Source organism: Agromyces sp. NPDC055661, from assembly GCF_053618135.1.
The window spans coordinates 522,477-536,665 of sequence record NZ_JBSHHC010000002.1 but is presented as its reverse complement, the minus strand read 5'-3'; the positions used below and the strand labels follow the sequence as shown (position 1 = coordinate 536,665).

At 72.1% G+C, this 14,189-nt stretch carries 8 protein-coding genes; all 8 read right to left on the bottom strand.

Going from position 1 to position 14,189, the window contains the following annotated elements; genetic code table 11:
• Positions 1-7: 7 nt before the first annotated feature.
• The 8 genes from murA to ACWGO8_RS16015 all read right to left on the bottom strand — a co-directional run bounded on the left by murA (position 8) and on the right by ACWGO8_RS16015 (position 14,143).
• A complete protein-coding gene (gene murA, locus ACWGO8_RS16050) occupies positions 8-1,378 on the bottom strand; it encodes a UDP-N-acetylglucosamine 1-carboxyvinyltransferase (protein ID WP_452044017.1) in 1,371 nt (456 codons plus the stop codon).
• Positions 1,375-1,995: a 3-isopropylmalate dehydratase small subunit gene (gene leuD, locus ACWGO8_RS16045; RefSeq protein ID WP_452044016.1), complete on the bottom strand. Its 621-nt coding sequence runs from the start codon at positions 1,993-1,995 to the stop codon at positions 1,375-1,377. The genes murA and leuD overlap by 4 nt, the downstream gene beginning before the upstream one ends.
• Positions 1,996-1,997: 2 nt before the next feature.
• Entirely contained in the window at positions 1,998-3,524 is a 1,527-nt protein-coding gene (gene leuC / locus ACWGO8_RS16040; protein WP_452044015.1) for a 3-isopropylmalate dehydratase large subunit, read from the bottom strand.
• A 118-nt stretch (positions 3,525-3,642) separates the two neighbouring features.
• Complete coding sequence (locus ACWGO8_RS16035) at positions 3,643-4,212, bottom strand: FHA domain-containing protein (RefSeq protein ID WP_452044014.1); 570 nt, start codon at positions 4,210-4,212, stop codon at positions 3,643-3,645.
• 9 nt (positions 4,213-4,221) lie between these two features.
• Positions 4,222-6,564, bottom strand: coding sequence for a transglutaminase family protein (locus ACWGO8_RS16030; RefSeq protein WP_452044013.1), 2,343 nt, complete (start codon positions 6,562-6,564; stop codon positions 4,222-4,224).
• Positions 6,561-7,874: a DUF58 domain-containing protein gene (locus tag ACWGO8_RS16025; RefSeq protein WP_452044012.1), complete on the bottom strand. Its 1,314-nt coding sequence runs from the start codon at positions 7,872-7,874 to the stop codon at positions 6,561-6,563. Before ACWGO8_RS16025 ends, ACWGO8_RS16030 begins: the two co-directional genes overlap by 4 nt.
• Positions 7,871-8,839: an AAA family ATPase gene (locus ACWGO8_RS16020; RefSeq protein WP_376955121.1), complete on the bottom strand. Its 969-nt coding sequence runs from the start codon at positions 8,837-8,839 to the stop codon at positions 7,871-7,873. Before ACWGO8_RS16020 ends, ACWGO8_RS16025 begins: the two co-directional genes overlap by 4 nt.
• A 15-nt stretch (positions 8,840-8,854) precedes the next feature.
• Positions 8,855-14,143: an Ig-like domain-containing protein gene (locus ACWGO8_RS16015; RefSeq protein WP_452044011.1), complete on the bottom strand. Its 5,289-nt coding sequence runs from the start codon at positions 14,141-14,143 to the stop codon at positions 8,855-8,857.
• Positions 14,144-14,189 lie beyond the last annotated feature (46 nt).

Sequence of the window (14,189 nt, the reverse complement as noted above, 5' to 3'; positions counted from 1 at the left end):
GGACCCATTATCCTTCGAGCGTGAAGTCCGCCCCGAGCAGCTCCAGCTTGGTGATGAAGTTCTCGTAGCCGCGCGCGATGATCCCGACGTTCGACACGGTCGAGCGACCCTCGGCGGTCAGTGCCGCGATGAGGTGGCTGAAGCCGCCGCGGAGGTCGGGCACCTCGATGTCGGCGCCGTGCAGCTTGGCCGGACCCGAGATGACCGCGGAGTGCTGGAAGTTGCGCTGTCCGAAGCGGCACGGGCGGCCGCCGAGGCACTCCTTGTGCACGTCGATCGACGCGCCCATCTCGACGAGCGCGTCGACGAAGCCGAAGCGCTGCTCGTACACGGTCTCGTGCACGATCGAGACGCCCTTGGCCTTCGACAGCGCCACGACGAGCGGCTGCTGCCAGTCGGTCATGAACCCGGGGTGCACGTCGGTCTCGATGATGACCGGCTTGAGCTCGCCACCGGGGTGGTAGAAGCGGATGCCGTCCTCCTGGATCTCGAACGCGCCGCCGACCTTGCGGTACACGTTGAGGAAGGTGAGCATCTCGGCCTGGCGGGCGCCGCCGACGAAGATGTCGCCGTCGGTCGCGAGGGCCGCGGCCGCCCAGCTGGCGGCCTCGTTGCGGTCGAAGAGCGCGCGGTGCGTGTAGCCCTGCAGCTTCTCGACGCCCTCGATGCGGATCACGCGGTCGGTGTCGACCGTGATGATGGCGCCCATCTTCTGGAGGATGTTGATGAGATCCATGATCTCGGGCTCGATCGCCGCGCCCGAGAGCTCGGTGATGCCGTCGGCGAGCACGGCGGTGAGCAGCACCTGCTCGGTCGCGCCGACGCTCGGGTAGGGCAGCGAGACCTTCGCGCCGTGCAGGCCGCCGGGGGCCGACATGCGGATGCCGCTCGGGAGCTTCTCGACGATGGCGCCGAAGTTGCGGAGCACCTCGAGGTGGAAGTCGATCGGACGGTCGCCGATGCGGCATCCGCCGAGGTCGGGGATGAACGCCTCGCCGAGACGGTGCAGGAGCGGCCCGCAGAACAGGATCGGGATGCGGCTCGAGCCGGCGTGCGCGTCGATGTCGGCCATGTGCGCCGACTCGACGGCCGACGGGTCGAGGATGAGCTCGCCCTCGTCGACGCCGTGCGTGACGCTGACGCCGTGCACCTCGAGGAGGCCGCGCACGATGCGGACGTCGCTGATGTTCGGCACGTCCTTCAGCACGCTGGGGGTGTCGCCGAGGATGGCCGCGACCATCGCCTTCGTGACGAGGTTCTTCGCGCCCTTGAGCTCGATGCGACCGCGCAGCGGCTTGCCGCCGTTGATGGTGATGCGGTCGACGTTCAATCCGACTGCCGTCGCGTGGTTCTTGGCGTCCTGCCCGAGTGTGTTCACAGACTCCCTGATTCTGCCGGCTCCCGGATGGGGAGGGTCTTCGGCCGCCAAGCCTCGCGATGTGACTCGAACTCGGCGATCGACTCCTCGTCCCGCAGGGTGAGCCCGATGTCGTCGAGCCCTTCGAGAAGCCTCCACCGAGTGTAGTCGTCGATGTCGAACGGCACGGTGAGCGCACCCGCGCTCACCGTACGCTCAACCAGATCGACGGTGACGGGTATTCCCGGCTCGGCCTCGACGACCTCCCAGAGGCGCTCGACGTCCTCGTACGCGACCTGGGCGGCGAGCAGGCCCTGCTTGCCCGAGTTGCCGCGGAAGATGTCGCCGAAGCGCGAGCTGATCACCACGTCGAACCCGTAGTCGCGCAGCGCCCAGACGGCGTGCTCGCGGCTGGATCCGGTGCCGAAGTCGGGGCCGGCGATGAGGACGCGGGCGCCCGTGTAGGCCGGGTCGTTGAGGATGAACTCGGGGTCCTGGCGCCATGCGAAGAACAGCGCATCGTCGAACCCGGTCTTCGTCACGCGCTTGAGGAACACGGCCGGGATGATCTGGTCGGTGTCGACGTTCGAGCGGCGGAGCGGGACGGCGACGCCGGTCACGGTGCTGAGCTTCTCCATGGTCAGTTCCCCTCGTTCGCCGAGCTCGTCTTGTTCGCTGAGCTCGTCGAAGCGAACGTCCCGTCGACGGGCTCGGGGACCGGATTCTGCAGGTCCCACGGGCTCGAGAGCGTGCCGCGGATGGCCGTGGCCGCCGCGACGAGCGGCGACACGAGGTGCGTGCGGCCGCCCTTGCCCTGGCGGCCCTCGAAGTTGCGGTTCGAGGTGGAGGCGCAGCGCTCCCCCGGCGCGAGCTGGTCGGGGTTCATGCCGAGGCACATCGAGCAGCCCGCGAACCGCCACTCGGCGCCGAACTCCTCGAACACCTTGTCGAGGCCCTCGGCCTCGGCCTCGAGCCGCACGCGGGCCGACCCGGGGACGACCATGACGCGCACGCCGTCGGCCTTCTTCTCGCCCTTGACGATCGACGCGAACGCCCGGAGGTCCTCGATGCGGCTGTTCGTGCACGAGCCCATGAACACGGCGTCGACGTGGATGTCCTTCAGCGGCGTGCCGGGCGCGAGGTCCATGTACTCGAGCGCCCGCTCCGCGGCGGCGCGCTCGTGCTGGTCGTCGATCGTCGCCGGGTCGGGGACGGCCTCGCTCAGCGAGACGCCCTGGCCCGGGTTCGTGCCCCAGGTCACGAACGGCTCGAGCGCGTCGGCGTCGATGAAGACCTCGGCATCGAACTCGGCGCCCTCGTCGGTGGCGAGCGTGCGCCAGTACGCGACGGCGTCGTCCCAGTCGGCGCCCTGCGGCGCGTGCGCCCGGCCATCGAGGTAGGCGAACGTCGTCTCGTCGGGCGCGACCATGCCGGCGCGGGCGCCGGCCTCGATCGACATGTTGCAGATGGTCATGCGCCCGTCCATGGACAGCGCGCGGATGGCACTGCCGCGGTACTCGAGCACGTAGCCCTGCCCGCCGCCCGTGCCGATCTTCGCGATCACCGCGAGGATGATGTCCTTCGCCGTGACGCCGGGCCGCAGCGCGCCCTCGACGTTGATCGCCATGGTCTTGAACGGCTTCAGCGGCAGCGTCTGGGTGGCGAGCACGTGCTCGACCTCGCTCGTGCCGATGCCGAACGCCATGGCGCCGAACGCGCCGTGGGTCGACGTGTGCGAGTCGCCGCAGACCACGGTGATGCCCGGCTGCGTGAGCCCGAGCTGCGGGCCGACGACGTGCACGATGCCCTGCTCCTTGTCGCCGAGCGAGTGCAGGCGGATGCCGAACTCCGCGGCGTTGCGGCGGAGGGTCTCGATCTGCGTGCGGCTCGTCGGGTCGGCGATGGGCTTGTCGATGTCGAGCGTCGGGGTGTTGTGGTCCTCGGTCGCGATCGTCAGGTCGGGACGCCGCACCGGGCGTCCGGCCACGCGGAGGCCGTCGAAGGCCTGCGGGCTCGTGACCTCGTGCACGAGGTGGAGGTCGATGTAGATGAGGTCGGGCGTCCCGTCCTCGCCCTTCTTCACGAGATGGGCGTCCCAGACCTTCTCGGCCAGGGTGCGCGGTCGTGCTTCCGGCGTGGTCACGCCGTTCGCGGGTGCTGCTTCCATGCGTTCGCTTCCTCAGGATCTGCGGTCAGCCGACGACGAACTCCGCGACGGGATCGGCCTAGAACGAGGCCCCGCCGCGGCACCGAAGGAGAAGTCGCGGAGCACGCACCATGACAGGCTACACCGTGTGGAGCGGGGCCCGATCCACGCGCACGGCGACCTCCCCGAGCAGCAGGGTCGACCCGCCTGCCACCTCGGATGCCACGCCGGGATCGAGCTCGCGGGCCTCGCCGTCGGGCGCCAGCACGCGCGTCCCGTTCGTCGAGTGGAGGTCGGTCACCGTCACGCGGCCGTCGACCACCTCCACGAGGGCATGCGTCTTGGAGACCGAGCGCGCCGGGTCGGCGAGCGGGATCGGCGCCGCATCCGGGCGCGTGGCCTCGGCCGACGGATCGCGCCCCAGCACCACCGGGCGCAGCAGCAGCACCTCGAGTCCGCCGGGCGCGCGCAGTCGCCAGGCGCCGGGCTGCGGGGTGGGCGTCGGCGCCTCGACGCGCTCCTCGAGCGCCTCGCCGCCCTGCGCGGGCGGCGGCCCGGGCACCGCCGACGGCCGGAAGCCGGGCGGTGCGGGGAAGGCGGGCAGCGAGCGCGGCGGTGCGTTGCGCACGGTGCGGTCGGGCTCCTCGCTCGGCGGCGGCGCCGACGGGATCAGCCCCGGCGGCGGGACGATGAAGTCCGGCGAATCCACGGCATCACTCTAACGCCGGCGGTGCAGCCGGTAGCGGCTGACGAGGCGGCGCAGGCGGCCCGCGGCGCGCGCGACCGCGTCGGTCGAGGCATCCGCGGCGGTCCAGCGGTCGTCGACCACCGCGTCGGTCACGTCGCGGCCGCCGAAGACGTCGCGGTCGATGGTGGCCGCGAGGGTGGCGAGCCGCACGGGTTCGGCCGCGAACGTGGGCGCCGAGGCATCCGCTCGACGGGGCGCCGGAACCGGAGCGGGCGCCAGCGCGCCGGCCAGGCCCTGCTCGTCGACCTGCCGCTCGAGGACGCGTGCGGCCTGCAGCCGGGTGCCCTGCACGGGCGGCTCGAAGCCGAGCTCGGCGTACCGGTCCACCAGCTCCTCCCACGCGCCGGCCGCGCGCCGGTCGTTGGCGCCGCTCCGACGGCGACGGCGTCGTTGGCGCTTGACGAGGCCGAGGGCGAGCAGCGGCAGCAGCACGATCGCGGCGGGGATGCCGACGGACGCGATCGTGACCCACACCCAGCCGGGCAGCACGAACGGGCGGTCGCGGTCGTCGTCGGAGTCGTCGATCTCGACCGTCGTGAGGAGCTGCTCCTCCTCGTCCTCGGAGCGCGGCGGCTGGCGCACCTGCGGCTGGGGCTCGGACTTCGGCTTCGGCGTCTGCTCCTGCGGCACGTCGACCTGGTCGGGCGTCGGGCGGAACGAGACCCAGCCCACGCCCTCGAACGGCACCTCGACCCACGCGGTGACGTCGCCGCCGAGCACCTCGACCGCCTCGCCCTCGCGCACCTCTGGCGCGAAGCCCATGACGACGCGTGCCGGGTAGCCGAGGTGGCGCGCCATGAGCGCCATCGCCGACGCGTACTGCTCCTCGTCGCCGACCATCTGCGTGCGGGTGAACAGCTCGATGATGCGGTCGGCGCCGTGGCCGGCACGGGAGGGCACGGTGTCGGAGGCGAGGCCGTGGCTCAGGAACCCGTTCGTCTTCAGGCCGGTCTCGATCGCGCGCAGCTGTTCGATGGGCGTGGCCGCCTCGCCCACGTACTCGTCGGCCTTGGCCGCGACCACGTCGGGCACGTTCTGCACGGCGGGCATCGCGAGCTCGGCGACGGGCACGTCGAGCAGCTCGTCGGTCTCGGGCTCCACCTGCACGCGGCCGTCGAGCTCGTACGCGGCACCCTCGGTGAGGCCGCTCGTGAGCACGGCCGTGCCGGCCGCGGGGTTGTACCGAAGGTCGCCGGCACGCTTGGTCGACGCGCGGTCCTGGAGCGCGAGCGTCTCGCCGTAGCCGACCGTGGGCAGCCACACGTCGTCGTAGCCCTCGACCCGCACCTGCACCCGACGCTCGCTGCCGAGGGTCGCGAGGAGCGGGTCGGGCAGCGTCTCGCCGACGATCGCATAGCCGCCGCCGTCGGGTCCCACGTCGTCGGGCCCCGCGACGTTCCAGAGCCGGCCGGTGTACGCGTCCATGGTCGCGAGGCGGATGACGTCGCCCGGCTCGAGCCCCGTCACCTCGAAGAGCGGCGCTTCGGCGAGGTCCTTCGTGTAGTGACGGAACCCCGCGAGGGGGCTCGGGAACTCGAGCGGGTCGAACGGCGGCACGACCTCGTCGCGCAGCACGAACCGGTCGGGCGACACGGGCGCGAGGGCGATGCCGGCGACGGCGCCGATCGCGATGGCGCCGGCGACGACCGCCGACGTGCCGACGACCTTCTGCCGGCGCAGGCGCGCGGCGCCGTCGCCGTTCGCCTCGACCGTCGCGCTGCGGCGCCAGGCGAGCCACACGAGCGCCACGACCGCGAACGCGACGCCGCGAACCGCCGCCAGGTACGCCTCGTCGGTGCCGAGCAGGATGCCCGACAGGTAGAGCACGACGGGGCCGATCAGGAGCACGCTGGCGCGCAGCGCGGTACGGCGTCGCGGCAGCCAGCGCGTCGCGAGGAGCGTGCCGACGAGGGCGACGAGCCACGCGGCGAAGTACGGCACCACGGCGACGTAGTACGGCGCCTCCACGGGCGTGCCGATGGTGACGATGTCGGCCCAGCCGTAGACCGGGCCGATGACCAGCCCCGTGAGGCCCTCGAGCGACGGCAGCACGGCGAACAGCGCGGCATCCGGCATCGTGACCGCCGTGCCGACGAGCAGGTAGCCCGCCATCGCGAGCAGCACGGTCGTCACGACCCCGAGGCGCCACACGGCGCCGGCGACCGCTGCCAGCGTGCCCACGACGAGGCCCGCGACCGCGGCCACCAGGAAGTTCAGGCCGCCGAACGCGGTCTCGTAGCCCGCGATCCCGAGCAGCGAGAGCAGGCTGAGCACGAGGAGGTCGGTCACGGCGGTGCGGGGCAGGCGAGTCACGGTCGCGCCCTCCGCACGAGCCGCGCGAGCTCCGAGAGGTCGCCGACGGTGACGACGGTGGTGCCGGCGATGCGCGTGATGCGGGATGCCGCGCCGAGCTCGGCCCGGAACGCGATGACCTCGGTGTCGGGGCCGAACACGGTCTCGACCGTGCGCAGGTCGGCGACCGGGAGGAGGGAGCCGGCGACCGTGATCACGACGCTCGGCGGCGGGAGCCGCTTCGTCGCCTCGCGCACGAAGTCGCGGACGCTCGGGAACGCGCGTCGCGACGGCTCGATGCGCGACGTGTCGTCGAGCAGCGCGGTGGGCGTCGCGGTGCGCAGGGCGAGCGATTCCGTGAGGACGGCGAGGCGGGTGGCGTCGCGGATGACCTGGACGCCGAGGGACGCGACCACCGACACGGCGAGCTCGAACTCGTCGTCGGACGCGTAGTGGTCGCGGTCGGTCGGCTGCACGAGGATGAGCTGCGAGCGACGGGTCTCCTCGTACTGGCGCACCATGAGCTGCCCGGTGCGCGCCGACGTGCGCCAGTGCACGTTGCGCAGCGCATCGCCCGGCTCGTAGGCGCGCAGGGCGTGGAACGAGATGTCGTTGTTCGTGATCGTCTTCGTGACCTCGCCCTCGAGGTCGCGCACGAGGCCCGCCGCCGACGGTCGAAGGCGAGCGGTGACCGGATGCACGAAGAGCTCGACGGGATCCGTCCAGCGCACCGTGCGGCGGAGCAGTCCGAGCTGGTCGCCGCGCACCGAGACGGCCGGTCCGGCGACGATCACGGCGCGCCGGTGCGTCGGCACGGCGAAGAGCTCCTCGTGCTCGCCGTCGGGCGGCAGCGCGGGCACGACGAACTCGGCGAGCCCGGCGCCGACGGGCAGCTCGATCCGCGACGGGGTCGAGGCCGACGTGCCCGCGTTCGTCACGAGCAGGCGGCCGAGCGCCCGCTCCCCCGCGACCACGCGGGCCGGCTGCAGCTCGATGCCCACGCGGTAGTGCATGCGGCCGAACACGAACCCGATCGACACGAGCACCGCGGCGAGCAGCGTGAACCCGAGGAACGTGAACTCGATCCAGCCGAACGCCCAGGCGACGACGAGCGACACCGACGCGGCGGCGAGCACGAGCCATCCGGTGGTCGACACGACGCCGGTCACCGGCGCCGCGAGCCGGGCGAGGGCGCGGCCGGCCGTCGCCGCGTGTGCGGCGAGCGAGCGGGCGGATGCCGCGGCCGAGCGCGCGACTGCGCGCGCCGCGATCCTCGCCTGCGAGGGCGCCCCCGGCGGGGCGGGCGCCTCGGCTCCCGTCGCGCCGCTCATGCCGCCCGGTAGGCGGGCGGAGCGACCTCGACGAGCACGCGTCCCACGATGTCCTCGGCGGTCACGCCGGCGAACTCCGACTCGGGGTCGACGATGATGCGGTGCGCGAGCACGGGCACGGCGAGCTCGCGCACGTCGTCGGGCGTCACGTACGTGCGTCCGTGCGCGATCGCCCAGGTCTTCGCGGTGCGGGCGAGCGCGAGCGCGCCGCGCATGCTGACGCCGAGCGCCGAGTCCTGGTGCTCGCGCGTCGCGGACACGATGTGGTTGAGGTAGCCGAGCACGGCCGCGTCGACGAAGACCTCCGACGCGAGCTGCGCCATCGTCGTGACCGAGCTGGCCGCGATGATGGGCGACACCTTCGCCGCGCGGGCGCGGTTCGCCGAGTCGAGCAGCAGCGTGACCGCCGTGTCGTGGTCGGGGTAGCCGAGCGACGTCTTGATGAGGAAGCGGTCGAGCTGCGCCTCGGGCAGCGAGTAGGTGCCGGCCTGCTCGACGGGGTTCTGCGTCGCGATGACCATGAACGGCGAGCCCACGTCGTAGCTCACGCCGTCGACGGTGACCCGGCCCTCCTCCATCACCTCGAGCAGCGCCGACTGCGTCTTCGGGCTGGCGCGGTTGATCTCGTCTGCGAGCACGATCGACGCGAAGATCGGGCCGCGGTGGAACTCGAAGCGACCCTTGCCCTGGTCGTAGATCGTCACGCCCGTGACATCCGACGGGAGCAGGTCGGGCGTGAACTGGATGCGCGAGTTCGAGCCGTCGAGCGTGTTGGCGAGCGACTTCGCGAGGACGGTCTTGCCGGTACCCGGGAAGTCCTCGAGCAGCACGTGCCCGTCGGACAGGAGCGCGATGAGCACGAGTTCGATCACCTCGCGCTTGCCGAGGATCGCCTGGTCGACGTTGTCGACCAGCTTCGAGAAGGCGTCCTGGAACCAGAGCGCCTGTTCGGATGTCACTGCCATGTCATGCTCCTCGCGTCAACCGCTGCATTGGCCGGGCGACAGCGCGTTCCACTGCGCGCCCGAGATCGTGTTCGTCTTGCTGATGCTCGTGGGGCCCTCGATGACGACCCAGATGCCCCCGTCGAAGCGCACGCCGAGCCAGTTCTGGAGGGTCTGCTTGCCGTCGCCGCCGATGGAGAACGTCTCCTTGTAGAAGGCGCTGGAGTCGCCGTCGATCGACGTGTACATGCGGTGGCCGCCGCCGGAGAAGTTCTCGTAGCGCACCTGCACCGCGTTGCCGCCGCCCTGGGCGCCGCCCTTGCAGATGTAGGCACGCGGCGGCGGCGGCGGCGGGTTGCTCACGCCGACCGAGTCGGACGCGGCGGGGCCGGTCTGCCGGCTGCCGTTGTTGGCGGCGCGGACGTCGAGCGTGTACGTGCCGGCGCCGACGTTGTTCACGCGCGCCGACGTGCCCGTCGTCTGCGTCCAGCCCTGCGCACCCTGGATCCGCCACTCGTACGTGATGGCGCCGCCGCCGGTCGACGAGGGCGCGGTCCAGCTCGCCGTGAGGTCCGCGGGAGCGTCGCCCGATGACTGGAGGCGCACGTTGCGCGGCGCGGTGGGCGTGCCGTACGGCGTCGCCGTCGTGCCGGCCGACCAGGTCGACGCGCCGATGTCGTTGATCGCGCGAACGGTGAAGGTGTAGGCCGTGCCGTTCGTCAGACCGCCGATGCGCTGGGTGATTCCCGCGGCGCCTGCCCCGTAGGTCGCCTTCTGGCCGTTGTAGTCCACCTCGTAGCCGGTGATGGGCGAGTTGTTCGGCGCGGGCGCCTGCCAGCGCACGTCGGCCCAGCCGTCGCCCGCCGTCACGGTGGGTGCGTTGGGCTGGTCGGGCCGGTCGCGCACGATCACGGTGATGCGCCCCTGCGTCTCGCGCGCGGGGTCCTTCGTCGCGTCCTGGATGCGGTAGATCACGCTGAGCGTGCCCGTGAACGCGGCGCCGGTGCGCACCGTGACGTCGCTTGCGGTGAAGCTCGCCGACGCCGACGAGCCGACGTCGAGCTGGTCGACCTGCGCGTCGACGATCCGCAGCGGCGACTCGGGGAACGGGTTGAAGTCGTTCGCGAGCACGTCGATCGTCTGGGTGTCGCTGCGCGTGAGGTACACGGGTCCGTCGTCGACGGCCTGCGGCTTCGCCCGGGTCGACGAGACCACCTTCACGTCCACGTACCCGGGCACCGTGAACTCCTTGAACGTCACGTCGAAGGTGAGTCGCGTCGACGTGCCGGGCTGCACGCCGAGCGGTGACGAGACGCGCAGCGTGCCGCCGTCGATCGAGGCCTGGATGTCGGCGGTCGTGCCCTGCAGGTTGCCGTAGCCGAGCCGTCCGATCACGTCGGGATTCGGGTGGTCGCTCGACGAGCGCAGGTCGATGTCGAGCGGCTGCTCGCCCGCCTCGACGGTCTCCTGCCGCGGCGTGAACACCGGCGGCGTGTCCTCGAAGTTCGGGTCGCCGACCGTGACGGGCACCGTGAGCAGCGCCTTCCGACCCTCGGGGTCGTCGGCGTCCCGCCCGTCGGTCACCTCGAACGTGACGGATGCCTCGCCGCGGTAGTTCTGCGCGGGCTCGTAGCGCAGCGTGGTGCCGTCGACGTACGCCTCCGACCGGGCGTTCGCGGCGGAGGCCGACAGCACGAGGGCGGGCTTGCCGGAGGGGACGACGACGAGGTCGGCGACGTCCCAGGTGATGCTGCCGTTCATCGGCACGATGATCGGGTCGAGCTTCGCGAGGTGGGGCGCCGGGATCGTCGGCTCGTCCTCCTCGATGTCCTCGGCGGAAGCCGCGGCCGGCACGATCACGAACGCCATCGCCGAGAGGTCGTCGAGCTCGTTCGTGAGCCGGTACGCGACCGCGTACCGCTCCCGGCCGGGCTGCACGACGATGGCGCCGTCGGGCCGCATCTCGGCGCGACCCGCGTTCGGACCCTCGAGCGTGACCACGAGATCCTCCACGAGGCCGCCCGGGTTCGTGGCGTCGTCGAGCGGCTCGACCGTGACGGAGTCGACCTCGACGACGTCCTCGGGCTCGATGATCTGGTCCTCGGCGGTCGGCGGGAGGATCTCGGCGTCGTCCTTCACCGCGACCTGGAGGAACGCGGTGTCGGCGCCGCCGTGGCCGTTCGAGATCTCGTAGCGGATCGTGAACGCGCCCTCCTGGTCGGGTGCCGTGACCACGACGCGGCGCTTGTCGCGGATCTCGGCCTCGATGCCCTCGTCGACCTCGGGCAGGTCGACGGCCTTCAGGCTGTAGCCGCTCGGATCGGAGTCGTTCAGCAGCACCTCGACGGAGGCCGTGCGGCCGGGCTTCATCTCGATCGCGTCGTCGACGGCCTTCGGCGGCAGGGCGACGGCGGGCCGCGGGATCACTCCGATGCGGATGGTGCCCTTCGCGGTGGCCCCGAACGTGTCGCGCAGCTCGTAGGTGAACGTGTCGGTGCCGGTCGACCCGGCGAAGGCCTCGTAGGTGATCGAGGTGCTCGTTCGCTCGGCGACGCGGCCGAGGTTCGGCGCGGAGGAGATGCCCGTGAGCACCACCGAGTCGCCGTCGGGGTCGAGTCCGTCGAGCGGGATGTCGATCGAGACGGCCGAGCCCGCGAACGTGCGCGAGGTGAGCGGCGTCGGCAGTGGCGGACGGTTCTCGCCGGCGTCCTTCGCGACGACCGTGAAGGTGAGGGTCGCACGCGCGGTCTGCTCGAAGTCGTCGCCGATCGTGTAGACGGCCGAGTAAGTGCCCGGCTCGTCGGGCGCCTGGAACCGCACGTCGTCGTCGTCGACGAACGCGAGCCCCTGCAGCGAGCCGATGTCGGCGAGCTCGGGCAGCACGTGGATCGCCGTCGAGTCGGGGTGGTAGTCGTTCGCCAGCACCGGCACGGTCGCGATGTCGCCGGCGCGCACGTTCACGGCGTCGTCGACGGCGACGGGCGGCTGGTGCTTCACGAGCGGCGGCACGGCGACGACCGTCACCGTCGCGGTCGCCGTGTCGACGCCGTCGGAGATCGTGTAGCTGAACTGCAGCTGCCGGTCGAGGGCCTCCGACGCCGTGACGCGCGCCACGGTGTTCGTGAGGATCTCGACCGAGACGAGGTCGTCGGTCGCGGAGTCGTCGGCGGACTGCACGGCGAGCACGCGGCCCGACGGCGAGACGTCGTTGACGAGCACCGGCACGGTCGTGGGCTCCCCCGGCCGCAGGTACGCGGTGTCCTTGACCGCGATGGGCGGCGGCGCCTCGGCCGGCGGCTCCACGACCTGCACGCGGATGAGGCCGACGCTCACCGCGGCATCCGCCCCCACGTTGTAGAGGAAGATGTACTCGCCCGGCTGGCTCGACGAGAACGCGACGGTGCCGCGCTCGGGGTTCGGGGTGACCGATGCCCCGGTGGGCACCTGGTCGACGCCGAGCAGCGCGAGCGGCGCGCCCGACGGGGTGAGGTCGTTCTCGAGCGGCTCGATGAGCGCAGTCTCGCCGGCGAACACCTGCGCGAAGTCGGGCGTGCCGACCGGGTTGAGCGTGCCCGCGGGCTTCACGTCGACGGTGAGCGTGCCCGTCGCGGTGAGCTGCCCGTCGGAGACGGTGAAGGCGACGTCCTTGAGGCCGAGCTCGCCCGACTTGTGGTCGAACGTCACGAAGCCGTCGGGGCTGAACCGCACCGAGTCGCCGCTCGTCGGCGAGGCGTTCACGAGGAAGACGTCGTCGCCGTCGGGGTCGTTCCAGTCGGCGAGCACGTTGTAGGAGATCTGCTGGCCCTGCTCGACGCTCACGGCGCCCGACCGCATCGACGTGGGCGCCGCGTTCTCGGGCTCGGGCACGATCCGCACGTTCACGGATGCCTCGGACACGCCCAGTCGTCCGTCGTCGACCGAGTAGCGGAACGACACCGTTCCCGCTGCGCCCTCGGCGGGCGTGAACTGCAGCGCGCGTCCGCCGTCGATGAGCTCGAGGCGGCCCTGCGACTCCGCGACCTCCGACATCGAGGACACGGTCAGCACGTCGCCGTCGGGGTCGGTGTCGTTCTCGAGCACCTCGAGCACCGTCGTTCGGCCCGGCCGCACGCCGGCCTCGTCGTCGCGCGCGACCGGCGGCCGGTTGACGTCGGTGCGCTCGGCGAGCGTGTCCTCGAAGGTCTGCTGCGCGCTCTTCTCGTCGCCCTCGAGCTCGTCGGTCTCCTCGGGCGGGGTGACCTCCTCCCAGTTGTCGACGAGGCGGAGGTCGGAGTCCACCAGCCACGCATTGCCGGTCGTGAGGTCGTTGAGCACCACGACGTCGCGGTTCACGCGGAACTCGAGCCGGGAGCCCGCGGTGGGCTGCTCGATCGACTGCGAGGCCGGCTCGCGGCCGTCGCACGCGGCGAGGTAGGTGGAGGAGGTCGCCCAAGCGGCGTGCGCGCAGCCGTTCACCCAGACGGGTGCGGCGACCTCGTCGGCGGTGCGGGCCGGCGCCGCCGCGGCATCCGACTCGATGACCCGGGCATCGCCACCCCCGAGCGGGACCGCGATGAGCTCGGCCGCGCCGGCGACGTAGGCGACCTCGTGCTCGGCACTGGTCTGCTGCAGCCGCAGGCCGGGCTCGGGCAGCGGCACGTCGCGCCCGTCGACCACGACGACGTTCCGGTCCTCGTCGAACACGACGGCCCGCTCGCCGACCGCGGCGAGCTGGTGCGCGCCGAGCTTCGGCAGCGACGACACGGCGGGCTCGCCGCCGCCCGCCTCGATGCGGAGCAGCTCGTCGTCGTCGGCCGAGGTCGCGAACACGGTCCCGCGGTCGGAGACGGCGACCCGCGCGTCGGCGCCGAGCTCGGCGACCGGGTCGGTGCCGTTCGCGTCGAACGAGAGGTCGCCGCCCGCGGGCGTGGTCCAGAGCTCGCCCTTGGGCGACAGGATCGCGAGCGTGTCGCCGCCGTAGGCGATGCGCGACCCGAGCGGCACGTCGATGCGCTGCGTGAGCGTCGTGAACGAGGGGTCGATGCGCTCGAGTGAGCCCGCGCTCCGGTCGAGGAGGAAGACGTCGTCGCCGTCCTGGAAGACGTCGACGTCGTTGGACGCCGTCGCGACGGCCGCGTCGAGCTCCTCGATCTGGCGGTTGAGTCGACCGGCGAGGAGTTCCTGCCCGTTCGTGACCCACACGTCGCGTGCGGTGAGGTCGGGATCGGTCACCGGGAAGCCCTGGTGGAACGCGGCGATCGTCACCGGGACGCCGATGACGACTGCGAGCGCCACGACCGAGGCGATGGGCTTGCGCGCACGCACCCAGGACGCGAAACTCCCCACTCTCAACTCCCCTGGATTTCGTCTTCCCGACGGTCGGATGCCTCGG